Consider the following 24,930-nt stretch of genomic DNA (forward strand, 5'->3'; position numbering starts at 1 on the left):
GTTCGGGTGGTGACGCTGCGGAGTGTGACGGTACCTCCCGCCCCCGTGTCAAACGGGAAAAGCCCGCAACGGCCACTCGAACGGTAACCCGACGAACCCGGTTCCTGCCGCCCGGACCGCCCAGCCTCCTCCACGTACGCGTCCGGAATCGGCCCCTCGAACGGCGCCTCGGACCTGGGTCGGACCTGGGTCAGACCTGGGTCAGACACCAGGTGCCGGCGGCCAGCGCGGCCACCGCGAAGGCGCCGGCTATCGCCGCCGACGCGACCGGCCCGACCCCGTACGCCACCGGTCTGCCGTGCCGCACGCAGGCCGCGGTCCAGGTCAGCAGACCGGTCCCGAACAGGACGAACGTCATTCCCGCGAAGACCGCCGGCCCGCTCTCCATGCTCCCCGTCCCCCTCCGTACGCCCCGCCTGCATGCCCAGCCTCCGGAGGCTGACACGCACGGGCGGCCGGAGGGCGAACCCCGGGTGAACGGGGCGCGGACGCACCGCCCCCGGACGGGAGGGCTACGCCGGTTCCAGGAAGCCCTGCTCCACCAGGAGCCGGATCTGCGCCGGGGTGCGGTCGCGCAGGGCGACCGGGTCCTCGCCGAGCAGCTGGGCGATGGCGTCCAGGATGCGGCCCGCGCTCATCTGGCCGTCGCAGACGCCCGCGAAGCCGGCGCCGACCGTGTCGACCCGGGTGGCCCGGCGCATGCCGCGGTTCTGCCGCAGCACCACGTGCTCCGGGTCCTCGGCGCCGGGCAGCCCGACCTGCTCCTGGACGACCTCGGCGGCCAGCAGGAAGTGCGCGCCGAGGAGGGCCGCGTCGTCGTGGTCGCGCAGGTAGTCGACGCGGTCAAAGTGCGCGCGCACGGTCTCGCCGAGCGGCTGCTCGACCGGGTGCGGCCACTCCTCGACGGTGATCGAGGGCGTGGCGGCGGAGGTCTTCCGCAGCGTGATCCACCCGAAGCCCACCCCCTTCACCTTGCGCGCCTCGAACTCCTCCAGCCAGGCGTCGTACCGCGCCTGGTACGTGGCCGGGTCACCCCGGTGGTCGCCGGCGTCCCGCAGCCACAGCTCGGCGTACTGCGCGATGTCCTGCACCTCGCGCTGCACGATCCACGCGTCGCAGCCGCGCGGCACCCAGGCGCGCAGCCGGTCGGTCCACCCCTCTCCCTCCACGTGCTGCCAGTTGGCCAGGAAGTGCGCGAACCCGCCCTCCGTCAGGCGGGCTCCCGTCTCCTGAACGAGCGACCGGCACAGATCGTCCCCGCCCATCCCGCCGTCCCGGTAGGTGAGCCGGGCGCCGGGCGAGATCACGAAGGGCGGGTTGGAGACGATCAGGTCGTACGTCTCCTCCTCGCGGACCGGCCCGTAGAGGGAGCCCTCGCGCAGGTCGGCCGCCTGGACGCCGGACAGGGCGAGCGTGAGCGCGGTGATGTGCAGCGCGCGCGGGTTGACGTCGGTCGCCGTCACGCGCGTGGCGTGCGCCGCGGCGTGCAGGGCCTGGATGCCGGAGCCGGTGCCGAGGTCGAGGGCGGCGGCGACGGGGGTGCGGACGGTGAGGCCGGCCAGCGTCGTGGAGGCGCCGCCGACGCCCAGGACGACGCCCTCGGCGCGGTTGCCGATGCCGCCGGCGCCGCCGACCGCGCAGCCGAGGTCGGACACGATGTACCAGTCCTCGCCGTCGGACCCGCCGTACGGCCGGACGTCCACGGTGGCCGTCAGCTCGTCGTCTCCGACGGCGACCAGCCACCCGCTCTCCAGGCACGCGTCGACGGGCAGAACGTGCGCCACGCGTGCGTGGCGGACGGGTTGCTGGAGGAGGAAGAGCCGTACCAACAGCTCCAGCGGCGTGTCGCCTCTGGTGGCGCGCAGCGCGGGCACGGTCTCGCTGCGGGAGAGGGCCGCGTAGGCGGGGGCGCCGAGCAGCTCCAGGAGGCCGTCGGCGGTGAAGGACGCCGCGAGCAGGGCGTCCCGCAGCCGCGCGGCTGCGTCGGGGCGGTCGGCGGAGGGCAGGGGGGAGAGGGCGGCGTTACTCACGCCCCCATTGTGGCCCGCCGTCCGCCGATGCGCCCCGGTCGGTACCGGAGCCCCGCTCGGCCACCGCGGTGTCAGCCGGCCGCCGCCGACGGGGTCACGGAGGCCGACTTGCAGCTCTCCTGCTGGCCCATCGCCTTGCCGACGTCGCCCTGCTCCAGGGTCCTGAGCGCGTCGTTGCCGCTCTTGCTGAGCTTGTTCAGCTGGGTGGCGATGTCCTTGAGGCCGTCGGCGAACTTCCCCTGATCCTTGGTGTTCAGAGCCGCCATCTGCTTCTGGAGGGAGGCGTAGGAGGCGGAGAGGCCGTTCAGCTCGGCCACCGCGTCCTTCTGCTTCTTCTCCCCGTCGTCCACGTTGGGCGCGCCCGCCTTCTGGACGGTGGTGGCCATCGCCTTGTAGGCGTCGGACATGTCCTGGAACGCCTTGGCGTCGGTCTCCTTGACCTCCTGCGGCGTGCTGTTGTCCGAGGTCTGCTTCTGGATCGCGGAGTTGGCGGCCTCGATCTTCTTCGCCTGCGGCTGCACGCCGTCGCAGACCTGCTTGGCCCAGGCGTCCAGCTTGTCGTTGCCGTCGTCGCCGCCGCACCCCGTGAGCGCGGTCGCCAGTACCAGTACCGCACCGCCGGACACCGCGGCCGCGAGCTTCTTGTTCACCGGTTTGGTCCCTTCCATGGCTCTCGGCCCCGGAACTTACACGCCGGAGGGGGAACCTTCGCAGGAGGACCATCCGTTAAGACCGTTATTTGACCTACTTGCAGCCATTTGCACCACGCGAGAGAAGGCTCACGGTGCGCGCCGCCCGCGACGGGGCACGGGCGGGCGGCGCGTCAACACGCGCCGCCCGCCCGAGGTTTGAAACCCGACGAGCGCATAAGAGGTACGCCAGAGGTCAGGACACCACCGCCGGGTCGGCGGACTCGGGCGCGCGCCCCGCGTCGTCCTCGTCGTCGCCCATGGTGATCCGGCGCCGCTTGGAGACGTACACCGCGACGGCGATGACGGCGAACGCCAGGACCGCGATCAGGATCCTGACGCCGATGTTCTTGTCGTCGCCGTAGGAGAACTTGATCACGGCCGGGGCGATGAGCAGCGCCACCAGGTTCATGACCTTCAGCAGCGGGTTGATGGCCGGCCCGGCGGTGTCCTTGAAGGGGTCGCCGACCGTGTCGCCGATGACGGTCGCGGCGTGCGCCTCGCTGCCCTTGCCGCCGTGGTGGCCGTCCTCCACCAGCTTCTTGGCGTTGTCCCAGGCGCCGCCGGAGTTGGCGAGGAACACCGCCATCAGGGTGCCCGCGCCGATCGCGCCGGCGAGGAACGCGCCGAGCGCGCCCACGCCGAGCGTGAACCCGATGAAGATGGGCGCCATCACCGCGAGCAGTCCTGGCGTGGCGAGTTCGCGCAGGGCGTCCCGGGTGCAGATGTCGACGACCTTGCCGTACTCCGGCTGCTCGGCGTACGTCATGATCCCGGGCTTCTCCCGGAACTGCCGCCGCACCTCGTAGACCACCGAGCCCGCCGACCGCGACACCGCGTTGATCGCCAGCCCGGAGAAGAGGAAGACGACCGCCGCGCCGGCGATGAGGCCGACGAGGTTGTTGGGCTGGGAGATGTCCATCATGAGGCTCATCGGCGCGCCGTCCCCGCTGAGCCGCTCCCCGACGTCCCGGGCACCGGTGGTGATGGCGTCCCGGTACGACCCGAAGAGCGCCGACGCCGCGAGGACGGCCGTGGCGATGGCGATGCCCTTGGTGATGGCCTTGGTGGTGTTGCCGACCGCGTCGAGGTCGGTGAGCACCTGGGCGCCGGCGCCCTCCACGTCCCCGGACATCTCGGCGATGCCCTGGGCGTTGTCGGAGACCGGGCCGAAGGTGTCCATGGCGACGATGACGCCGACCGTGGTGAGCAGGCCGGTGCCGGCCAGCGCCACCGCGAACAGCGCCAGCATGATGGAGGTGCCGCCGAGCAGGAACGCCCCGTAGACGCCGAGGCCGATCAGCAGGGCGGTGTAGACGGCGGACTCCAGGCCGAGGGAGACGCCGGCCAGGACGACGGTGGCGGGGCCGGTGAGCGAGGTCTTGCCGACGTCCCTCACCGGGCGCCGGGTGGTCTCGGTGAAGTAGCCGGTGAGCTGCTGGATCAGGGCGGCGAGCACGATGCCGATGGCCACCGCGACCAGCGCCAGGATCCGCGGGTCGCCGTCCTTGGCGGCGATGGCCTGGTCGCCGACGCCATCGAGGTCGGCGTAGCTGCCGGGCAGGTAGACGTAGACGGCCACCGCCACCAGGACCAGCGAGATCACCGCGGAGATGAAGAAGCCCCGGTTGATCGCGCTCATGCCGCTGCGGTCGGTGCGCCGCGGGGCCACCGCGAAGATGCCGACCATGGCGGTGAGCACGCCGATGGCCGGGACGAGCAGCGGGAACGCGAGCCCGGAGTCGCCGAAGGCGACCTTGCCGAGGATCAGCGCGGCCACCAGCGTCACGGCGTACGACTCGAAGAGGTCGGCCGCCATGCCCGCGCAGTCGCCGACGTTGTCCCCCACGTTGTCCGCGATGGTCGCGGCGTTGCGCGGGTCGTCCTCCGGGATGCCCTGTTCGACCTTGCCGACCAGGTCGGCGCCGACGTCGGCGGCCTTGGTGAAGATGCCGCCGCCGACCCGCATGAACATCGCGATCAGCGCCGCGCCCAGGCCGAAGCCCTCCAGCACCTTGGGCGCGTCGGCCGCGTAGACCAGCACCACGCAGCAGGCACCGAGGAGGCCGAGGCCCACCGTGAACATGCCGACCACGCCGCCCGTGCGGAAAGCGATCTTCGTCGCCTTGTGCGAGACGAGGGTGAGATCCTTTTCCGGCTCACCCGGGGCCGGTGTCGCCTCCCGCGCCGCCGCCGCGACGCGCACATTGCTGCGCACGGCGAGCCACATGCCGATATAGCCGGTGGCCGCCGAGAAGGCCGCGCCGATCAGAAAGAAGATCGATCGTCCGGCACGCTGACTCCAGTCGTCGGCGGGCAGCAGCATGAGCAGAAAGAACACGACGACGGCGAATACGCCGAGCGTGCGCAGCTGCCGGGCCAGATAGGCGTTCGCGCCCTCCTGGACGGCCGCCGCGATCTTCTTCATGCTGTCGGTTCCCTCGCCCGCCGCGAGCACCTGGCGCACCAGGATTCCCGCGAGCACCAGCGCGGCCAGCGCGACGACCGCGATCACCGCGACCAGCGCGCGGTTCCCGTCGGTCAGCACCGCAGCCGCGAGGCTGGAGGGTTCGCCCAACTGATGAGGGGTGGAAAGCTCCGCCATTCGTCCTCCTTGACGCTTGGGCTGAGCTCAAGATGTGGACGGGATTGTAGGTACCGGAACCCGATCAAAACAGTGCACGACAAATAGAATTCTCTTGTCAACCGGAAGTACCGGCACTAAGGTAATCCCTCTCGGCCGTTATGCTGATCGTGAATGAATTCACAGAAGTTCCGGCACTGGACACTTTAGGGGCGGCTGTCCACTTCCGCACACGAAGAAGGGCCCTACGGGTGGCAGGGCCCTTCAGAGGTGGTGCGGGCGGGGCGTCAGACCGTCGGCAGAACGGCGGGGGTGGTCGGCCACGTCATGCGGATCCGGCCACCGTCCTCGCCGGCGGTGACCTCCACGTCGTCGACGAGGCCGCTGATGACCGCGAGGCCCATCTCGTCTTCCTCGATCTCGGCGTCGTCCGCCCCGGCACCGGGCGCACCGGCCCCCGCAGCGACGTGCGGCGCCTCGTCAGCGACCTCGATGGAGAACTGCTTCTCCTCCTCGATCAGCGCCACCGCGACCGGCGCGGTGCTGCCGATGTGCTGATGCAGACCCACGGCCCGGCTGCACGCCTCGCCCACGGCGAGCCTGACCTCGTCGAGGACGGCCTCGTCCACTCCGGCTCTGCGGGCCACCGCGGCCGCCACCAGACGCGCGGTGCGGACATGCTCCGGCTGCGCGCTGAAGCGGAGTTCGACGGTGGCCATGCATCCCCCTGGGACCTACGGGCGTGCGGTCGGGCACCGGGCCGCCGACCACGCGCGCCCGGTTCCCGCTTGCTCCACTGCTGGTGACTACTGCGGTCAGTCGGTCGCCGCCACCGCTTCCTCGACCGAGGTGTGGATGGGGAACACCTTGGTGAGGCCGGTGATACGGAAGATCTTGAGAATGCGCTCCTGGTTGCAGACGAGGCGCAGCGAACCCTCATGGGCCCGCACCCGCTTCAATCCGCCCACCAGCACGCCGAGCCCGGTGGAGTCGAGGAAGTCCACGCCCTCCATGTCGACGACGAGGTGAAAACTCCCGTCGTTCACCAGCTCGACCAGCTGCTCACGCAGCTTGGGCGCGGTGTATACGTCAATTTCGCCACCGACCTCGACGACCGTACGATCGCCGACGGTACGGGTCGACAGGGACAGGTCCACGGATCCTCCAGCACCTTGCTATCGAGCGGTCGCCCCTCGGGGGGACATTCGGCTTGTCGTCCCCGGGACGGTTCGCCAGCCGCGATGGCATTCAATCACTTACCGGCAGGCGTGCACGACGCCTTGGTCCCATTGTCCGTCACGCCAGTGACACACTCGGTCCCGATGGCGAAGAATCACCGATCCGAACGACCCCCGGCAGGCCCCGTGTCCCGGCCGGAACCGGGCACGGTCCTGGACCGGCTCGCCGCGGGACCCAGCAGGTCTGCGCGCATCACCCATACGGAGCACTTGCCCCCGCGTGCCGGGACGCATGCCGCCTGGCCGGACCGGATTCGGCCGGAGGTCGTCGCGGCGGTGCGGGCCGCCGGCGCCGACCGTCCGTGGGCCCATCAGGCGCGCGCCGTCGAACACGCCCTCGACGGCGACTCGGTGGTCGTCGCCACCGGCACCGCCTCCGGCAAGTCCCTGGCCTATCTGGTGCCGGTCCTCTCCGCGCTCCTGGACGGCGCCGAGGCCCCCAACGGCCGGGGTGCCACCGCCCTCTACCTGGCCCCGACCAAGGCCCTGGCCGCCGACCAGTGCCGCGCGGTGCGGGAGCTGGCCGAGCCGCTGGGCACGGCCGTGCGCGCCGCGGTGTACGACGGCGACACGCCGTTCGAGGAACGCGAGTGGATCCGCCAGTACGCCGGCTACGTCCTCACCAACCCCGACATGCTGCACCGCGGCATCCTGCCGTCCCACCCCCGCTGGTCCTCCTTCCTCAAGTCGCTCAAGTACGTCGTCATCGACGAGTGCCACACCTACCGCGGCGTCTTCGGCTCGCACGTCGCGCAGGTGCTGCGGCGGCTGCGCCGGCTCTGCGCCCGCTACGGCGCGTCGCCGGTGTTCCTGCTCGCCTCCGCCACCGCCGCCGAGCCCTCGGCCGCGGCCGGGCGGCTCACCGGCCTGCCGGTGGTGGAGGTCGCCGACGACGCCTCGCCCCGCGGCGAGCTGGTGTTCGCCCTCTGGGAGCCGCCGCTGACCGAGCTGACCGGCGAGAAGGGGGCGCCGGTCCGCCGCACGGCCACCGCCGAGGCCGCCGACCTGCTCACCGACCTCACGGTGCAGGGCATGCGCTCCATCACCTTCGTCCGCTCCCGGCGCGGCGCCGAGCTGATCTCCGTGATCGCCCAGGAGCGCCTCGCCGAGGTCGACCGCTCCCTGGCCGGCCGGGTCGCCGCCTACCGCGGCGGCTACCTCCCCGAGGAGCGCCGCGCCCTGGAACGTGCCCTGCACTCCGGCGAACTCCTCGGCCTCGCCGCCACCAACGCCCTCGAACTCGGCCTCGACATCTCTGGCCTGGACGCCGTGGTGATCGCCGGCTACCCGGGTACGCGCGCCTCCCTGTGGCAGCAGGCCGGCCGGGCGGGCCGGTCCGGGCAGGGCGCCCTCGCGGTACTGGTCGCCCGCGACGACCCCCTGGACACCTTCCTCGTCCACCACCCCGAAGCGCTGTTCGACCAGCCCGTGGAGTCCACGGTCCTCGACCCGGACAACCCGTACGTCCTCGCGCCCCACCTGTGTGCCGCCGCCGCGGAGCTGCCCCTCACCGACGAGGACCTCGCGCTCTTCGGCCCCGCCTGCGCGGAGCTGCTCCCCCAGCTGGAGGACGCCCGCCTGCTGCGCCGCCGCACCCGCGCCTGGCACTGGACGCGCCGGGAACGGGCCGCCGACCTCACCGACATCCGCGGCGAGGGCGGCCGGCCGGTGCAGGTCGTGGAGACGGGAACGGGCCGGCTCCTGGGCACGGTCGACGCGGGCGCCGCCCACACCCAGGTGCACGAGGGCGCCGTGCACCTGCACCAGGGCCGCACCTACCTCGTGCGCTCCCTCGACCTGGAGGATTCCGTCGCCCTCGTCCAGCAGGCCACGCCGTCCTACTCCACGGTCGCCCGCGACACCACCTCCGTCTCCGTCCTGGACACCGACATCGAGATCCCGTGGGGCGACGGCCGCCTCTGCTACGGCTCCGTCGAGGTCACCAACCAGGTCGTCTCCTTCCTGCGCCGCCGGCTCATCACCGGCGAGGTCCTGGGCGAGACCAAGCTCGACCTCCCTCCTCGTACGCTGCGCACCCGCGCGGTCTGGTGGACGGTCACCGAGGACCAGCTGGACGCCGCCCGGATCGGCCCGGAGATCCTCGGCGGGGCCCTGCACGCCGCCGAGCACGCGTCGATCGGCATGCTGCCCCTCTTCGCCACCTGCGACCGCTGGGACATCGGCGGCGTGTCCGTGCCGCTCCACCCGGACACCCTGCTGCCGACGGTCTTCGTCTACGACGGCCACCCCGGCGGGGCGGGCTTCGCCGAGCGCGCCTTCCGCACCGCCCGCGACTGGCTCACCGCCACCCGCGAGGCCATTGCCTCCTGCGAGTGCGACGCCGGCTGCCCCTCCTGCATCCAGTCCCCCAAGTGCGGCAACGGCAACGATCCGCTGCACAAGCGGGGGGCGGTACGTCTGCTCACGGTGCTGCTGCGGGGGGCCGCGGAGGCGGCCGAGGGAGCGGCCGAGGGAGCGATGACCGGTGATCGTGGGGCGGTGGGCGAGGGGGCGGAGGGACGGTAGCGGCAAGGAGGAGGCCGGCTGTCGGCGAGGATTCGGCCGCTGGAAGGGTCCGGGGACGGAGCCGGCGACAGGGCGGCCATCGCTGCCCGCATCGGCACCGTCGCGGCCCTCGGCGGGGTCTGCGCTCCCGACCCCTCCGGCGCACCCGGCGGGCCCGCCCTGGCCCGGGCCTCGGCCGTCAGCCCGGCCGGGCCCGCGGCCACCGTCACGTCGGAGATCTGCCCGGTCAGCACGCACCGCACGAGCCGGGTGCCCTGCGCCCGCGCGATCCGGCCGGCCCGCGCGCAGGCCGCCGTGCCGCCCCGGGCCCAGTGATCCGCCGCCGCGAGCGCCGCGAGGTCGGCGCCGCCCGCCGCGCGGTGCCGTGCCACGACGGCCTGGCCGAGGGCCAGCACCACGCCGAACACCAGGCACAGCACCGCGACGGCGCCCACGCTCCAGACGGTGGCGGAGCCGCGGTCGCGGCCCGCACCGCCCGCCCACCGGACCGAGGCGGTCGAACGGCCCGTCATGGCCCCTCCCCTCCGGCACCGTCCACCGTGACCGCCGACTCCATCGACGCCACGGCCTCCTCCCGCACCTCGAACGGCAGCAGGCCCAGCGCCGGCGGTTTGGCCACCACGGCCACCCGGACCAGATCCGCCTCACGGCTGACCGAGACCCGGGCACCACGCGGCGCCACCTCGCGAGCCACCCGGACGACCGCACCGTCCGCGTCCTGGCGGGCCGCGGCGCGGGCACCGGTCCGGGCGGCGTCCACGCACTGGATCTGGGCGGCCACGACCAGCAGCCCCCACACCAGCGCCATCGCGAACGCCACCAGCACCGGCAGCACCACGGCCGTCTCCGCCGTCACGAAGCCGGCGTCGGACCGGCGGCCTCGACCCGCCGGCCGCTCACATCCGCGCATTGAGGGCCTTCTTCACGATGCCCTGGAGCTCCGCGCTGACCGCTCCGCTGGTGACCACCTTGTAGAGGACCACCGCGAAGGCCACCGCCGCGACGATGCCCATCGCGTACTCGGAGGTGACCATCCCGGCGTCCCTGGCCCGGGCCCACCGTTCGTGCCGCATTCCGGACCCGCACCTGCACACCAGGGCACGCAGCCGTGCCCGAACCGCCTGATACATCACGACCTCCATAGGTTCGTTCGTCGTGCGTCGGCGACCTCATGCCGCCGATCGCGTGTCGTCTCGTCGATCTCTTGTCGTCGGTCTCGTACGGCCGGTCTCGTACGGCCGGTCTCGCACGGCCGGTCTCGCACGGCCGGTCTTGTACGGCCGGTGTTGTACGGCCGGTCTCGGCGGTCTCCGCCTCAGCCGCCACCTCCGTCCCCGCCCAGCACTCCGCCGGCGAGCCCGAGCACCACGGGCAGCACACCCACCGCGATGAAGGCGGGCAGGAAGCACAGCCCCACCGGCGCGGTGACCAGCACAGCCGCGTTGCGGGCCCGGGCCGTCATGGCGCGCCCCCAGTCGGCGCGGGCCTGGGCGGCCAGCCGGGCGACGGGATCCGCAGCGGGCAGCCCCGACACGTCGGCCCGCTCCAGCAGCCGGGCGAGCGGTACGGCGCCCGGGACCGCCGCCACCCCGCGCCACGCAGCCGCCGGTTCACCGCCGAGCCGTACTTCCGCGGCGCCGCGCGCCAGGACCTCGCCCAGCGGACCGCCGAGGGCCTCGCCCACGGCCTGGGCCGCGACCACCGGGCCGGCCCCGGCGGCGATGCACGCCGCCAGCAGGTCGGCCGCGAGAGGAAGCTGACGCGCCGACTCCTCGGCATCGACCAGGGCGGCGGCCGAGCCGGCACCCGGCCGCCGGGCCCGCCAGAGCCACAGCCCCGCCGCGGCGAACAGTCCCAGCACGACACCGGCGACCCCGCCGACCAGGACCCACCCGAGACCGACCACGCCCATCGCCGCCGGCCAGCCGCGTGCCGAGGCCGGCATCCCGACATGTCGCCCGGCGGCGCGGACCGGGTCGCGGGCCAGCAGACTGCCGAGCCGTCTGCGCACCGCCCGCCCCTGCCTGACGGTCCCCCACCGGTACACCGGCCAGCCGACGCAGAGCGCCGCCCCCAGCACCGCACCCAGCCTGTGGACAACTTCTCCGTTCACGTCTCCGCCTCCGCTCCCCGGACGATCCGCGCCACCCACCACAGCCCCAGCCCCTCCAGCACGCCCCCTGCCAGCAGGCAGCCGAGTCCCGCACCGGTGTGCAGCAGCACGTGCAGCGGGTCGGCGCCGAGGGCGACCCCGAGCAGGAGGCCCAGGGCCGGGAGACCGGCGAGCATCACGGCGGTGGCTCGCGCGCCGGCGAGCTGGGCGCGCAGGTCGCCCCGCCCGTCCCGCTCGGCGCGCAGCGCCCCCTCCAGCCGGTCCAGGCCGGCCGCGAGTCCGGCGCCCTGGTCGACGGCCACCCGCCAGCACGCCGCCAGACCCCGCAGTCCGTCGGCTCCGGGCTGCCGCGCCGCCACGGCGAGGGCACCGGGCACGTCGCCGCCGAATCGGGCGGCGGCCAGCACCCCGGTCCGCGCCTCGCCGAGTCCGGCGGAGTCCCGCGCCGCGTACAGCAGCGCTTCACCCGGCTGCCGGCCCGCCCGCACCTCACCGGCGAGCGCCCCGCACAGGGCGATCACCGCGTCCTGGCGGGCATCCCGGTTCCGCCGGTCTCGACGCGCCAGCCGCACCCGTCGCAGCACCGGCACCCCGGCCGCCCCCGCGACGGCCGGCAGCACCGAGGCGCCCAGCACGGCGAGCAGCAAACCCGCGGCCAGGGACCACCACTCCGCCCGCGGCCCCGAGCGCAGACGCCGAAGTCCGTCCCGGATGCGACGCACTGCCGGTGGCCCGGTCTCCGGGGCACCACCACCGGCGAACAGCGACCGTGCGCGCCGGACACCCGACTGCCACCCGCTCGCCGCCCACGCCGCCGCCCCCAGCGCGGCCACGGTGGCCAGGGCGGCACCCGTCGAGAACCCGTACGAGCCGCTCATCCCGCCCGCTCCCGTCCGGCCGCCCGCACGTCACTTCCGCCCCCGCGCAGCAGTTCCCGCAGGCGCTGCCAGCCGCGCTCGGCCTCGAACGCCTCCGCGCCCCAGCGCAGGGCGGGCACCGTCCGCACCAGCCCCGTCGGCTCCCGTTCGAGTACGTGCACCTCGGCGATCCGGCGCCGTCCGCTCGGATCACGGACCAGGTGCAGGACCACGGACAACGCCGCCGCCAACTGGCTGTGCAGGGCCGCCCGGTCCAGTCCGGCCGCGGTGCCCAGCGCCTCGAGGCGGGCGGGGACGTCGGCGGCGGCGTTGGCGTGCACCGTTCCGCAGCCGCCCTCGTGGCCCGTGTTCAGGGCGGCCAGGAGGTGGACCACCTCGGCGCCGCGGACCTCTCCGACGACCAGCCGGTCCGGCCGCATGCGCAGCGTCTGGCGGACCAGGTCCTCCAGGGTGACCAGGCCGGCTCCCTCCTGGTTGGCGGGTCTGGTCTCCATGCGGACGACGTGGGGGTGGTCCGGCCGTAGTTCCGCCGAGTCCTCGGCGAGGACGATGCGCTCACCGGGCCCCACGAGGCCGAGCAATGCGCTCAGCAGCGTCGTCTTGCCGGTGCCCGTGCCCCCGCTGACGAGGAACGAGAGCCGGGCCTCGAGCAGCGCCCGCAACACCCGGTCGCCGCCCGGCGGCACGGTGCCGGCCGCGACCAGCTCGTCCAGCGTGAACGCCCGTGGCCGCCCCACCCGCAGTGACAGGCACGTACAGCCGACGGCGACGGGTGGCAGGACCGCGTGCAGGCGGGTGCCGTCCGGCAGCCGGGCGTCCACCCAGGGTCGGGCGTCGTCCAGCCGGCGTCCGGCCACGGTGGCGAGACGCTGGGCGAGCCTCCGCACCGCGCCGGCGTCCGGGAAGGAGACCGGCGTCAGCTCCAGGCCGCCGCCGCGATCGACCCACACCCGGTCCGGGGCCGAGACCAGGACGTCGGTCACCGCGGGGTCGGCGAGCAGGTGCTCGAGCGGCCCGCTGCCGACCAGTTCGGAGCGCAGCCGCTCGGCGGTGCCGAGGATCTCGGCGTCCCCGAGCACCCGCCCCTGCTCGCGCAGCGCCTGCGCCACCCGAGCCGGCGTCGGCTCCGCCCCGCTCTCGGCCAGCCACCGCCGGACGCCGTCGAGCAGTCCGGGCGGTGCCTCCGCATCCGGTCCGCCGGCCTGCCCGGTCCGCGCCCCGACGACCGGAGCCCTACGCCGCCCGGCCCATGAGGCAGCCCCCGGACGGACTTCCCCGGTGGCCGGTGCCCTCGCGGACCGCCCGGAAGGCATCCGCGCGACCACTCGTTCCGCCCTCGGCGGTGCCGCCCCCACCAGGTCTCGCCGGGGCTCCGCCGGCCCCGCCCGCATGAGCGTCTCGTCCGACCGCTCCCCCGTTGCTCCGACCGACTCGGCGACCGGAGAAACCCCCGGCCCACGGACCCATGTCTCACCCATCACGGACCACCAACCTCCCTACGACTCACGCCATCCAGATCACTCGGACGGTTCACGCGACACGCACCACGTGGCACCCGCGTCACGCCCGCCGCTCACGCCGACCCCGCACGCACCCGCATCACGCAGGCCGTTCACGCCACTCCGCCACTCGTCCGCCGCCCGCCCGAAACCCGCCGTCACACACCCCCGTCCGCCTCCACCAGCGCCCGCTCCCAGAACTCACGGCAGAAGCGCGCCAGCGGTCCCCGCGGGGCCGCGCCCGGTGGCCGTCTGCTCTCCGTCGCCCGGAGCAGCCCGGACTCGACGGGCACCTCTCCCGCGAGGGGCAGGCCGAGCAGCCGGGCCACCTCGCGGTCGTCCAGTCCCGAGGCGTATGGCCCCCGTACCGCGACGCGCAGATCGCGCAGGACCATGCCGACCGCGGCGGCGACCCGGCCCGCCGCGGCGACTGCGCGCAGCTCGGCGGGGACGACGAGCAGCCCGACGTCGAGCTGGGCGAGCACCTCGGCCACCCCGTCGTCGATCCGGCGTGGCAGGTCGACGACGACCGTGCCGCCCCGGCGCCGGGCCGCGGCGAGCACCGCCCGTACCGCCTGGGGAGGCACCGCGACGCAGTCCCCCCGGTCCCAGCTCAGGACCCGCAGCGAGTGCAGCTCGGGCAGCGACTCCTCCAGGGCACCGCTGCCGACCCGCCCGCGCGAGGCCGCGAACGCCGGCCACCTCAGACCGTCGGCTCCCTCACCACCGAGCAGCACGTCCAGGCCGCCACCGAGCGGATCGGCGTCCACGAGCAGGCTGCGCAGCCCTTCGCGAGCGGAGGTGACGGCCAGGGCGCAGGCCAGGGTGGACGCTCCGGCGCCGCCCCGGCCTCCCATGACGCCGACGGTCAGGGCGGGCCGGCCGGCTCCCTCGGCGACGTCCGCGATGCGGTCGACCAGCCACTGCTCGCCGTCCGGAAGCATCAGGACGTGGTCGGCGCCGATCTCGACGGCCCGCCGCCAGACGCCCGAGTCGTCCTGGTCGCGGCCGACGAGGACCACTCCTCGCCGCCGCGCGGCACCGCGTACCCGGTGGGCGGCGTCGTCGCCGACCAGGACGAGCGGCGCGGCTTCCCAGCTCCCCTGCTGTCCGGCGGCGAGGGGTGCCGCGGGCACCGAGTGGTGCACCTCCGGCGTGGCGCCGGCGGCGGCGCACAGCCGCAGGAGGTCGTCGAGGAGATCGGCGTCCTCGGTGAGGATCAGTGGACCGCCGCGCCGTTCTCCTCCAGCGGCGGGCGGTGGATCGTGTGTGACGGTGCCGCTCATGACAGACGTCCCCCTTCATCGCAGTCGCTTGATCGCTCACGCGCTCTCGCCGGCCCTTGTGCGGACGCTTCCGACGAACGGAACCGGCCGTCGAACTCGGTGCGGCCGGAGCGCGTGGGAATCACAGTGCAGCGATCCGGAGAAACTTGTGGATCTTGGTGGAAAACTGTGGACAACTCGACGTCCAGCCGACGACAAGTCGCCGGTTGTGAATAACGTCATCACTCAATTCGGTGAGTCACGGAAGAAGGTGGACGAGGCCGTTCGCCGATCCGCGGCAGCTCCCCCAAGGCAGCGCCCGCGCTACCCTGAGTAAGGAGACGCGTACATGACAAACACATCGGGACCGGCGCACGAACGCGGCATCAGCGTCTGCGACAGGGGCGAAAAACCCATCCGGACATGCGACGACCCCCGCCGGGGGGGAGAGCGGGGGTCGTCTCCACGGCCGACTCGGGGGGGGAGGAGTCGGGCCGGGTTAGCACGGTCGCGAACGATCCGTGACTTCCATGGTGTACCCGAGAGCCCTCTCAGGCAAACCCACGCGCCCCACCTTACGCCGAATGGGCTGCGCCTATGCTCAGGGACGTGGAAAACCACTCCTTGCCCCGCACCGCGGCCTTCTTCGACCTGGACAAGACGGTCATCGCCAAGTCGAGCACGCTCACCTTCAGCAAGTCGTTCTATCAAGGCGGGCTGATCAACCGCAGGGCCGTGCTGCGCACCGCGTACGCCCAGTTCGTCTTCCTGGCCGGCGGCGCCGACCACGACCAGATGGAGCGCATGCGCGAGTACCTGTCCGCGCTGTGCCGCGGCTGGAACGTGCAGCTGGTGAAGGAACTCGTCGCCGAGACCCTGCACGACCTGGTCGACCCGATCATCTACGACGAGGCCGCCTCGCTGATCGAGGAGCACCACACCGCGGGCCGCGACGTCGTGATCGTCTCCACCTCCGGAGCCGAGGTGGTCGAGCCGATCGGCGAACTGCTCGGCGCCGACCGGGTGGTGGCGACGCGCATGGTCGTGGGTGACGACGGCTGCTTCACCGGGGAGGTGGAGTACTACGCGTACGGCCCCACCAAAGCCGACGCGATCCGGGAGCTGGCCGAGTCGGAGGGCTACGACCTCCCCCGCTGCCACGCCTACAGCGACTCGGCGACCGACCTGCCGATGCTGGAGGCCGTCGGGCATCCGCACGCTGTGAACCCGGACCGCGCGCTGCGCCGCGAGGCGCTCGCACGCGCGTGGCCGATTCTCGACTTCCACCGGCCCGTGCGGCTCAAGCAGCGGATCCCCGGCCTCTCCGTCCCGCCGCGTCCGGCGCTGGTCGCCGCCGCCGCGATCGGCGCCGCGGCGGCGACCGCGGGACTGGTCTGGTACGCGAGCCGACGGCGCGACTGAGCTGCACGTCGCGACTGAAGCTGCACGTCGCGGTCAAGGCCACGCATCGCGGTCAAGGCCGCACGTCGCGGTTGAAGCTGCAAGTAAAGAAGTGCAGGCAGGGGTTCCGCTTGTTCCGGGGCAGGAGTACAAAGGAATCAACGGCCCGCGAGACCAAGGACGTCCGAAAGGATCACCTTACAACCGCATTTGGCCCCACGGACCGAGCATGAACACCGGGCACCCACGCGACGTCGACCCGTCGATTACGGGCCAGCCGCACCAGGCCACGGGCGAAGTTCCCGACCTGATGGGCATATCTCGAGGACGCTTGGTACCCCGGTGCTCATGCCAGCGGCGGTACGGATCTCCGTACCGCCGCATTTGTCATGCCGCCCCGCGCTGCAGCGCCTCGCACACCGCGGTCGACTCGCGCGCGCCCAGCTCGACGGCCCGGCCGCAGTGGGCGATCCAGGCGGCCATGCCCTCCGGAGTTCCGGAAACGTAGCCTTCGAGCGCTGCCAGGTACTGTGCGCGCCCGAGTTCGGCGTGGCCGACCTCGGCCGGGCAGACGGACTTGGGGTCTAGACCGCTGTTGATGAGGACGATGCGCTCGGCCGCGCGCGCGACCAGCCCGTTGCAGGAGGTGAAGGGGCGCAGGGCCAGCAGCTCGCCGTGGACGACCGCGGCCGTCACCAGCGCCGGGGCGGAGCCACCCGCGATCACCAGCTCGGCGAGGCCGTCCAGCCGGCCGTGCGCCTCGGCGGCATCCGGCAGCGGCAGCTCGATCAGGGGCTCGTCCACCGGCTCGCCCGCCCGGCGCGGTCGCCCCACCCGCTCGTCCTGCTCGGCCGCCGCCACCAGGTGCAGCCGGGCCAGCACCCGCAGCGGCGACTGGCGCCAGATGCTCAACAGCTGGCCGGCCTCCGCGGTGAGCCGCAGCGCCGCGCCGACGGTGCGCGCCTCGGCGTCCCCGCGGAAGTCGGTCCGCCGGCGCACCTCTTCCAGGGCCCAGTCCGCCGAGGACAGCGCGGCGGAACCGCGTGCGCCGCGCAGGGCCGCCTCGGAGGTGATCTCGGTGCTGCGCCGCCGCATGATCCGGTGGCCGTAGACCCGGTCCACGGCCTTGCGTACGGACTCCACGGACTCGGCCACGCCGGGCAGCGCGCCCAGGGCCGCGAGCGGATCGGCGGTCGCGCCTGTCGTACTCATGAGTACGACACTACGCACCCGGACACCGGACCCCACGAAGGAGTGGTCTTCTTCACGCGTCCGGCTACTTCGCCGGAACGCAACGCCACCCCGGCACTACGCTTGGTGAACATGAAAATTGCTTTCGTGGGGAAGGGCGGCAGCGGAAAGACCACCCTGTCCTCTCTGTTCGTCCGGCATCTCGCCGCCGCCGGTGCGCCGGTGGTCGCGATCGACGCGGACATCAACCAGCACCTCGGTGCGGCACTCGGCCTCGACGAGGCGGCGGCGGCCGCCCTGCCCGCGATGGGCGAGCACCTGCCGCTGATCAAGGAGTACCTGCGCGGCACCAACCCGCGCATCGCGTCCGCCGACACGATGATCAAGACGACCCCGCCCGGTGACGGCTCCCGCCTGCTGCGGGTCCGGGAGGACAACCCCGTCTACGACGCCTGCGCCCGGCAGGTGGAACTCGACGGCGGCGCCGTCCGTTTGATGGTCACCGGGCCCTTCACGGACGCCGACCTGGGCGTGGCCTGCTACCACTCCAAGACCGGGGCGGTGGAGCTGTGCCTGAACCACCTGGTCGACGGGCCGGACGAGTACGTGGTCACCGACATGACCGCAGGCTCCGACTCCTTCGCCTCCGGCATGTTCACCCGCTTCGACATCACGTTCCTCGTCGCCGAACCGACCCGGAAGGGGGTCTCCGTCTACCGCCAGTACAAGGAGTACGCCGCCGACTTCGATGTCGCCCTGCGCGTCGTCGGCAACAAGGTGCAGGGGCCTGACGACGTGGACTTCCTGCGTGAGCAGGTCGGTGACGACCTGCTGACGACCGTCGGGCACTCGGACTGGGTGCGCGCCATGGAGAAGGGCCGTCCCGCCCGGTTCGAACTGCTGGGCGAGGCAGACCGCGGTGCGCTGCGCACGCTGCACACGACCGCCGACGCGGCATACGCCCACCGGGACCGGGAGCGCTACACGCGGCAGATGGTGCACTTCCACCTGAAGAACGCGCGGAGCTGGGGCAACGAGCGCACCGGGGTCGACCTGGCGGCGCAGGTCGACCCCGGCTTCGTCCTGGGCGAAGAGGCCGTCGCCCCGGCGTGAGAACGCCTGGGCGACGTCAGGCCGGTCCCGCCGGTTCCCCGGCGGGACGGCCCGAGACGGTTACTGCCGTGCGGCCGGCGCTCCGGGCACACCCTTGGGGGCCGGCGCGGGGTCGGCCGAGAGATAGGACGCCCACCCCTTCTTCGGCGCCTCACCGACCTCCAGGGAGCGCAGCTTCTTCAGGGTCTTCGGGTCCTGCGCGTCCAGCCAGTCCGCAAGCTGCCGGAAGGAGACACAGCGCACGTCCTGCTTGGTGCAGACGTCCTCGACGACCTCCTCCACGGCCCGCATGTAGGTGCCGCCGTTCCAGGACTCGAAGTGGTTGCCGATGACCAGTGGCGCCCGGTTGCCGTCGTAGGCCCGCTGGAAGCCCTGGAGCAGGCCGTCGCGCATCTGGTCGCCCCAGTACTCGCGCTTGTCCGGGTCGCCCTGGGTGCTGGTGCCCGACTGGTTGACCATGAAGTTGTAGTCCATGGTGAGCTGCTCGAAGGAGTGTCCGGGGAAGGGCACGAGCTGCATCGACAGGTCCCACAGGCCCTGCTTCTTCTGCGGCCAGACCTGGTTGTTCACCCCGCTGCTGTCATAGCGGAAGCCGAGCTGGGAGGCGGCCTTGGTGAAGTTCTTCTGGCCCTCCAGACACGGGGTGCGGCCGCCGATCAGCTCCTTGTCGTAGTCGAAGGGCAGCGGCGCCGCGTTCTTCGCGCCGGTGTTGGTCTTCCAGGTCTTCACGAACTGCTTGGCCTGGCTGATCTCGTCCTTCCACTCCTCGACCGACCACTGTCCGACGCCGCCGTCGGGACCGCAGAAGTGGCCGTTGAAGTGGGTGCCGATCTCGTTGCCCTCCTGCCAGGCCAGCCGCACCTGCTTCACGGTGTCGGCGATGCCCTGCTCGTCGTTGAAGCCGATCTCGGAGCGGCCCGGGGAGTGCTGCGGCGGCCGGTAGAGGTCCTGCTTCTCCTCCGGCAGCAGGTACACCCCGCTCAGGAAGTAGGTCATGGTCGCGTTGTTGGCCTTGGACACCTCGCGGAAGTGGGAGAACAGCTTCTGGCTGTCCTCGCCGGCGCCGTCCCAGGAGAAGACGACGAACTGCGGCGGCTTCTGACCGGGCTTGAGCCTCTCGGGCCGGGGCAGGTGCGGCTGCGCCCCGGTGTACGCGGTCGAGCCGTCGCCGATCAGCCGGACGGCGGTCTTGGGCGCGGGGGCCGCCTTTCCCTTCTCCGGCGCCGAACCGGGCGTGCCCGCCCCGGACCGGGTTCCGCTCTGTCCGAGCGCGCAACCGGCGAGCGATGCGGCGCAGACCGCGGCGATCGCGGTGCGCTTGGCGATCCTGTGGGTGGCGGCCATGTTCCGCCCACCTTCTTCCTTCTTCCGGGCCCACGCCGACGAGGGCGAATGCGGTGCCATTCCGGTGCTGAGCAGGGAAGACCCGCCAGCGCCGTCAAGGTGACACGAAGGAAAGAAGGAATTAGTACGACAAGCCGATGAAATACCTGATTCACCCCGTAGAGCGATTCATTAGGGCATTTGCGCGAGAAGTCTATGCCGGTCCTTTACTTTGCATTACCGTCTATTTACCGAGCGTGACTTCGAGCGACGGGAAACACCATGACCTCCTGCGTCCCCGCCCATGCCGATTCGTCCCGGGCAGAGCACACCCACCCACCCCACAGCCCGCCGCCGGGCCCGACCCGCCGCCGCCCCCGCATCGCCGGCGCCGATGTGTCGGCCTCCATCGCGGTCTTCCTGATCGCCCTGCCCCTGTCCCTGGGCATCGCCCTGGCCACCGGCGCCCCGCTCCAGGCCGGCCTCGTCGCCGCCGCGGTGGGCGGGATCGTCGCCGGCCGGCTCGGCGGCTGTCCCCTCCAGGTCAGCGGGCCCGCCGCCGGACTGACGGTGGTCACCGCCGACCTCATCCAGCGCTACGGATGGCGCACCACCTGCGCCATCACCGTGCTCGCCGGTCTCGCCCAACTCGGCCTCGGCTGCCTGCGCGTGGCCCGGTCCGCCCTCGCGGTCAGTCCCGCCATCGTGCACGGCATGCTCGCCGGCATCGGCGTCACCATCGCCGTCGCCCAGCTGCACATCGTCCTCGGTGGCACACCGCAGAGCTCCGTCCCCGCCAACCTGCGCGCACTGCCCGCCCAGTTGGCCCATCTGCACCCGGCCGATGTCGCCGTCAGCGTGCTCACCCTCGCCCTCCTGCTGCTCTGGCCCCGCCTGCCCGGCAAGACCGGCAGACTGCTCCGCAAGGTGCCGGCCGCCCTGGTGGCCGTCGCCGGGGCCACCGCGGTCGCGGCCCTCACCGGTCTCAGACTGCCCAAGGTCGACCTGCCCTCCTGGAGCAGCCACTCCCTGGCCGCGTTGCCGGAGGGTCCGGTGCTCGGCATCCTCGCCGCCGTGCTCACCACCACGCTCGTGTGCAGCGTGCAGTCCCTGCTCGGGGCGGTGGCCGTCGACAAGCTCGTCACGGCCCGGCCGGTGCCGACCGGCCCGGTCAAGCGCTCCGACCTCGACCGCGAGCTGCTCGGCCAGGGCGCCGCCAACGTCGTCTCCGGAGCCCTCGGCGGACTGCCCGTCGCCGGTGTGGCCGTGCGCAGTTCGGCGAACGTGGCGGCGGGCGCCGTCAGCCGGAACTCCACGGTGCTGCACGGCGTTCTCGTAGTGATCGCCGCACTGGCCCTGGTCCCGGCGCTGCAGCTCATCCCGCTCGCCTCGCTCGCCGCCCTGGTCATGGCCGTCGGCATCCAGATGGTGTCGCTGAACCACATCCGCACGGTGACCCGCCACCGCGAGGTCCTGGTCTACGCGGTCACCACCTGCGGCGTGGTCCTCCTCGGTGTCCTGGAGGGCGTCGCCCTGGGCATCGCCGTGGCCGTCGGCGTCGCCCTGCACCGCCTCACCCGCACCCGCATCACCCACGACGAGACGGGAGGAGTCCACCATGTGCACGTACGAGGCCAGTTGACGTTCCTCGCCGTGCCGCGGCTCAGCCGGGTCCTGCACCAGGTGCCCCACGGAGCGGACACGGTCGTGGAGTTGGACGGCTCGTTCATGGACCACGCGGCCTACGAGATGCTGCACGACTGGCAGCGGACGCACAGCGTGCAGGGCGGCAAGGTCGAGATCACCGGCCGCCGGCCAGGCACCCGGATCTCCGAGCCCGCCGACGCGGACGGCTGTCGCTGCCGGCCCTGGACCCCTTGGCGCAACCACCAGTGCGAGCCCCCGCAACCGGCACCCTCACCCGACCGACTCGGGCCGGGCCAGGGCACGGCACACGCACCGCAGGCACCGCACCTACCGCACGCACCAGCCGAACCCGACGGCCCGCCCCGGCCGAACGGCACGGATCCCGGCACAGTCGGGGGCGCAGACGCAGGCGCCCCCGGCGGCCCGGTGGGCTCCAGCGGCAGAGACCTCGCGCGCGGCATCAGCGCCTTCCAGCGCAACACCGCACCCCTCGTCCGGGGCGAGCTGGCCCGGCTGGCGCGCGAGGGGCAACAGCCCTCGCAGCTCTTCCTGACCTGCGCCGACTCGCGGCTGGTCACCTCGATGATCACCTCCAGCGGACCCGGAGACCTGTTCGTGGTGCGCAATGTGGGCAACCTCGTGCCCCTGCCGGGCGAGGAGAGCGGCGACGACTCGGTGGCCGCGGCGATCGAGTACGCGGTGGACGTGCTGAAGGTGCGGTCCATCACCGTGTGCGGCCATTCGGGCTGCGGCGCGATGCAGGCGCTGCTCGGTGCCGAGTCCGGGGGTGCGCAGACGCCGCTCAGACGGTGGCTGCGGCACGGCCGGCCGAGCATGGACCGGATGCTCGCCGCGCCGGAGGACTCCGGCGACGGGGGGACAGCCGCGGTCCGGCTGGCCGGGCGGCCGTCCGCCGATCCGCTGGAGCGGCTCTGCCTGGCCAACGTGGTCCAGCAGCTGGCGCACCTGCGGGCGCACGAAGCGGTGGGCCGGGCGCTGCGCGCCGGGGACCTGGAGCTGCACGGCATGTACTTCCACGTGGGCGAGGCGCAGGCGTATCTCCTGGCGGAGACGGGTGAGGAGGGGCAGGACGGGGTGTTCGAGCTGGTCGCGGAGACGCAGCCGGCCCGGTGAGTCCTCGGGGGCCGGGCGGTGTGAGCGGTGCAACAGGTCGTGAACCCCGCCCGGCCGGTGTCCGTGGGTAGGAGTGGACCGGGCCGCGTCGAGCGGTCGGCCGGGCTTTCGAGTGAGCCGGCGGTGACGATGGACAGGTCTAAACCAATCTGCCGTCGGCCCTTGTCACCGGCCTCCCGTGTCTGATGAGCTGTGGCCTGGGACACAACGGACACCCCGAGAAAGGGAGATGTCGTGAGCAACGAGAGCCTGGCCAACCTCCTCAAGGAGGAGCGACGGTTCGCGCCGCCCGCCGACCTGGCCGCGGGCGCCAATGTCACGGCGGAGGCGTACGAGCAGGCCAAGGCTGACAGGCTCGGCTTCTGGGCCGAGCAGGCCCGCCGGCTGACCTGGGCCGTGGAGCCGACCGAGACGCTCGACTGGACGAACCCGCCGTTCGCGAAGTGGTTCAAGGACGGCTCGCTCAACGTGGCGTACAACTGCGTGGACCGTCATGTGGAGGCCGGACTCGGCGACCGGGTCGCCATCCACTTCGAGGGCGAGCCGGGCGACAGCCGCGCGATCACCTACGCCGAGCTGAAGGACGAGGTCTCCAAGGCCGCCAACGCCCTGCTGGAACTGGGCGTGCGCAAGGGCGACCGCGTCGCCGTCTACATGCCGATGATCCCCGAGACGGCGATCGCGATGCTGGCCTGCGCCCGGATCGGCGCGGCCCACTCGGTGGTCTTCGGCGGCTTCTCCGCGGACGCACTCGCGACCCGGATCCAGGACGCCGACGCCCGCGTCGTCATCACCTCCGACGGCGGCTACCGGCGCGGCAAGCCCTCGGCGCTGAAGCCGGCCGTGGACGAGGCGGCCGACCGCGCGGGCATCGTCGAGCACGTGCTCGTGGTGCGCCGCACCGGGCAGGACGTGGCGTGGAACGACTCGCGCGACACCTGGTGGCACGAGACGGTGGGGGGGCAGTCGGCGGAGCACACGCCGGAGGCGTTCGACGCCGAGCACCCGCTGTTCATCCTCTACACCTCGGGGACGACGGGTAAGCCCAAGGGCATCCTGCACACCTCCGGCGGCTATCTGACGCAGGCGGCGTACACGCACCACGCGGTGTTCGACCTCAAGCCGGAGACCGACGTCTACTGGTGCACGGCGGACGTCGGCTGGGTCACCGGGCACTCGTACATCGTCTACGGACCGCTGGCCAACGGCGCGACGCAGGTGATGTACGAGGGCACCCCGGACACCCCGCACCAGGGGCGGTTCTGGGAGATCGTGCAGAAGTACGGGGTGACGATCCTCTACACCGCGCCCACCGCGATCCGGACGTTCATGAAGTGGGGCGACGACATCCCCGCCAAGTTCGACCTGTCCAGCCTGCGCGTCCTCGGGTCGGTCGGTGAGCCGATCAACCCCGAGGCGTGGGTCTGGTACCGCAAGAACATCGGCGGCGACCGCACCCCGGTCGTCGACACCTGGTGGCAGACCGAGACCGGCGCCATGATGATCTCCCCGCTGCCGGGCGTCACCGAGGCCAAGCCGGGCTCCGCGCAGCGCCCGCTGCCGGGCATCTCGGCGACGGTGGTGGACGACGAGGCGAACGAGGTGCCGAACGGCGGGGGCGGCTACCTGGTCCTCACCGAGCCGTGGCCGTCGATGCTGCGCACCATCTGGGGCGACGACCAGCGCTTCATCGACACGTACTGGTCCCGCTTCGAGGGCAAGTACTTCGCCGGCGACGGCGCCAAGAAGGACGACGACGGGGACATCTGGCTGCTCGGCCGGGTGGACGACGTCATGCTCGTCTCGGGGCACAACATCTCCACCACCGAGGTCGAGTCGGCGCTCGTCTCGCACCCGGCGGTCGCCGAGGCGGCTGTGGTCGGGGCGGCGGACGAGACGACCGGGCAGGCCATCGTGGCCTTCGTGATCCTGCGCGGTACGGCGGCGGAGACCGAGGACCTGGTCGCGGAGCTGCGCAACCACGTCGGCGCGTCGCTCGGCCCGATCGCCAAGCCCAAGCGGGTGCTGCCGGTGGCGGAGCTGCCGAAGACCCGGTCGGGCAAGATCATGCGGCGGCTGCTGCGCGACGTGGCGGAGAACCGCGAGCTGGGGGACGTCACCACGCTGACCGACTCCACCGTCATGGACCTCATCCAGACCAAGCTCCCGGCGGCGCCGAGCGAGGACTGACACCGCACCGGTCCCGAGCGGCCCGACCGGGGCCCGGCACGGGCGGCACCGCCGCGCCCGTGCCGGGCCCCTTCGCGCGCGCCGGGCCCAGTGGGCGCTGGGTAGAGTG

19 protein-coding genes and 1 pseudogene are annotated in these 24,930 nt (G+C 72.7%); 5 read left to right on the forward strand and 15 right to left on the reverse strand.

Going from position 1 to position 24,930, the window contains the following annotated elements:
* Positions 1-190 precede the first annotated feature (190 nt).
* The 6 genes from ACGFZL_RS03465 to bldG all read right to left on the reverse strand — a co-directional run bounded on the left by ACGFZL_RS03465 (position 191) and on the right by bldG (position 6,460).
* Complete coding sequence (locus ACGFZL_RS03465; protein ID WP_393688835.1) at positions 191-388, reverse strand: hypothetical protein; 198 nt, start codon at positions 386-388, stop codon at positions 191-193.
* 124 nt (positions 389-512) lie between these two features.
* Positions 513-2,030: a methyltransferase gene (locus tag ACGFZL_RS03470; RefSeq protein ID WP_393688837.1), complete on the reverse strand. Its 1,518-nt coding sequence runs from the start codon at positions 2,028-2,030 to the stop codon at positions 513-515.
* A 71-nt stretch (positions 2,031-2,101) separates the two neighbouring features.
* Positions 2,102-2,698 (reverse strand): small secreted protein, encoded by a 597-nt coding sequence (locus ACGFZL_RS03475; RefSeq protein WP_393688839.1) that lies wholly within the window; start codon positions 2,696-2,698, stop codon positions 2,102-2,104.
* 217 nt (positions 2,699-2,915) lie between these two features.
* Positions 2,916-5,324, reverse strand: a complete 2,409-nt coding sequence (locus tag ACGFZL_RS03480) for a sodium-translocating pyrophosphatase (RefSeq protein WP_393688841.1) — start codon at positions 5,322-5,324, stop codon at positions 2,916-2,918.
* Between the two features lie 266 nt (positions 5,325-5,590).
* Positions 5,591-6,022 carry an ATP-binding protein gene (locus ACGFZL_RS03485; RefSeq protein WP_355174678.1) on the reverse strand — a complete coding sequence of 144 codons (432 nt, stop codon included), beginning with the start codon at positions 6,020-6,022 and terminating at the stop codon, positions 5,591-5,593.
* A gap of 96 nt (positions 6,023-6,118) precedes the next feature.
* Positions 6,119-6,460 carry an anti-sigma factor antagonist BldG gene (gene bldG / locus ACGFZL_RS03490; RefSeq protein WP_003975386.1) on the reverse strand — a complete coding sequence of 114 codons (342 nt, stop codon included), beginning with the start codon at positions 6,458-6,460 and terminating at the stop codon, positions 6,119-6,121.
* Between the two features lie 84 nt (positions 6,461-6,544).
* Here bldG and ACGFZL_RS03495 point away from each other — a divergent pair, with 84 nt between their 5' ends.
* Positions 6,545-9,067 (forward strand): DEAD/DEAH box helicase, encoded by a 2,523-nt coding sequence (locus ACGFZL_RS03495; RefSeq protein WP_393688844.1) that lies wholly within the window; start codon positions 6,545-6,547, stop codon positions 9,065-9,067.
* Between the two features lie 131 nt (positions 9,068-9,198).
* Here the strand turns inward: ACGFZL_RS03495 and ACGFZL_RS03500 are convergent.
* From ACGFZL_RS03500 to ssd, 7 genes and pseudogenes are all read right to left on the reverse strand, one after another.
* Positions 9,199-9,579, reverse strand: a pseudogene (locus ACGFZL_RS03500) (Rv3654c family TadE-like protein); the annotation flags it as partial.
* Positions 9,576-9,977, reverse strand: a complete 402-nt coding sequence (locus ACGFZL_RS03505; RefSeq protein WP_393688846.1) for a TadE family type IV pilus minor pilin — start codon at positions 9,975-9,977, stop codon at positions 9,576-9,578. The gene ACGFZL_RS03505 and the pseudogene ACGFZL_RS03500, both read right to left, overlap by 4 nt.
* Positions 9,964-10,197: a DUF4244 domain-containing protein gene (locus ACGFZL_RS03510; protein WP_393688848.1), complete on the reverse strand. Its 234-nt coding sequence runs from the start codon at positions 10,195-10,197 to the stop codon at positions 9,964-9,966. Before ACGFZL_RS03510 ends, ACGFZL_RS03505 begins: the two co-directional genes overlap by 14 nt.
* A 185-nt stretch (positions 10,198-10,382) precedes the next feature.
* Entirely contained in the window at positions 10,383-11,180 is a 798-nt protein-coding gene (locus ACGFZL_RS03515) for a type II secretion system F family protein (protein WP_393688850.1), read from the reverse strand.
* Entirely contained in the window at positions 11,177-12,058 is an 882-nt protein-coding gene (locus ACGFZL_RS03520; protein ID WP_393688852.1) for a type II secretion system F family protein, read from the reverse strand. The genes ACGFZL_RS03515 and ACGFZL_RS03520 overlap by 4 nt, the downstream gene beginning before the upstream one ends.
* Complete coding sequence (locus ACGFZL_RS03525; RefSeq protein ID WP_393688854.1) at positions 12,055-13,449, reverse strand: TadA family conjugal transfer-associated ATPase; 1,395 nt, start codon at positions 13,447-13,449, stop codon at positions 12,055-12,057. The genes ACGFZL_RS03520 and ACGFZL_RS03525 overlap by 4 nt, the downstream gene beginning before the upstream one ends.
* Before the next feature lie 266 nt (positions 13,450-13,715).
* Complete coding sequence (ssd, locus tag ACGFZL_RS03530) at positions 13,716-14,843, reverse strand: septum site-determining protein Ssd (protein ID WP_393688856.1); 1,128 nt, start codon at positions 14,841-14,843, stop codon at positions 13,716-13,718.
* A gap of 576 nt (positions 14,844-15,419) precedes the next feature.
* Here ssd and ACGFZL_RS03535 point away from each other — a divergent pair.
* A complete protein-coding gene (locus ACGFZL_RS03535) occupies positions 15,420-16,244 on the forward strand; it encodes an HAD family hydrolase (RefSeq protein ID WP_393688858.1) in 825 nt (274 codons plus the stop codon).
* A gap of 366 nt (positions 16,245-16,610) precedes the next feature.
* On the opposite strand, the gene ACGFZL_RS03540 is transcribed toward ACGFZL_RS03535, so the two are convergent.
* Positions 16,611-17,435, reverse strand: a complete 825-nt coding sequence (locus ACGFZL_RS03540; RefSeq protein WP_393688860.1) for an oxidoreductase — start codon at positions 17,433-17,435, stop codon at positions 16,611-16,613.
* 111 nt (positions 17,436-17,546) lie between these two features.
* Here ACGFZL_RS03540 and ACGFZL_RS03545 point away from each other — a divergent pair, with 111 nt between their 5' ends.
* Entirely contained in the window at positions 17,547-18,527 is a 981-nt protein-coding gene (locus ACGFZL_RS03545; RefSeq protein ID WP_393688862.1) for an ATP-binding protein, read from the forward strand.
* 60 nt (positions 18,528-18,587) lie between these two features.
* Here ACGFZL_RS03545 and ACGFZL_RS03550 read toward each other — a convergent pair whose 3' ends face one another.
* A complete protein-coding gene (locus ACGFZL_RS03550; RefSeq protein ID WP_393688864.1) occupies positions 18,588-19,871 on the reverse strand; it encodes a hypothetical protein in 1,284 nt (427 codons plus the stop codon).
* Positions 19,872-20,132: 261 nt separating this feature from the next.
* Here ACGFZL_RS03550 and ACGFZL_RS03555 point away from each other — a divergent pair, with 261 nt between their 5' ends.
* Entirely contained in the window at positions 20,133-22,631 is a 2,499-nt protein-coding gene (locus ACGFZL_RS03555; RefSeq protein ID WP_393688866.1) for a SulP family inorganic anion transporter, read from the forward strand.
* 234 nt (positions 22,632-22,865) lie between these two features.
* Entirely contained in the window at positions 22,866-24,821 is a 1,956-nt protein-coding gene (gene acs / locus ACGFZL_RS03560; protein ID WP_393688868.1) for an acetate--CoA ligase, read from the forward strand.
* The last annotated feature ends 109 nt before the right edge of the window (positions 24,822-24,930 follow it).

Origin of the sequence: Streptomyces sp. NPDC048182, from assembly GCF_043202555.1 — a bacterium.
In the GTDB taxonomy this organism is placed as follows: Bacteria; Actinomycetota; Actinomycetes; order Streptomycetales; family Streptomycetaceae; genus Streptomyces.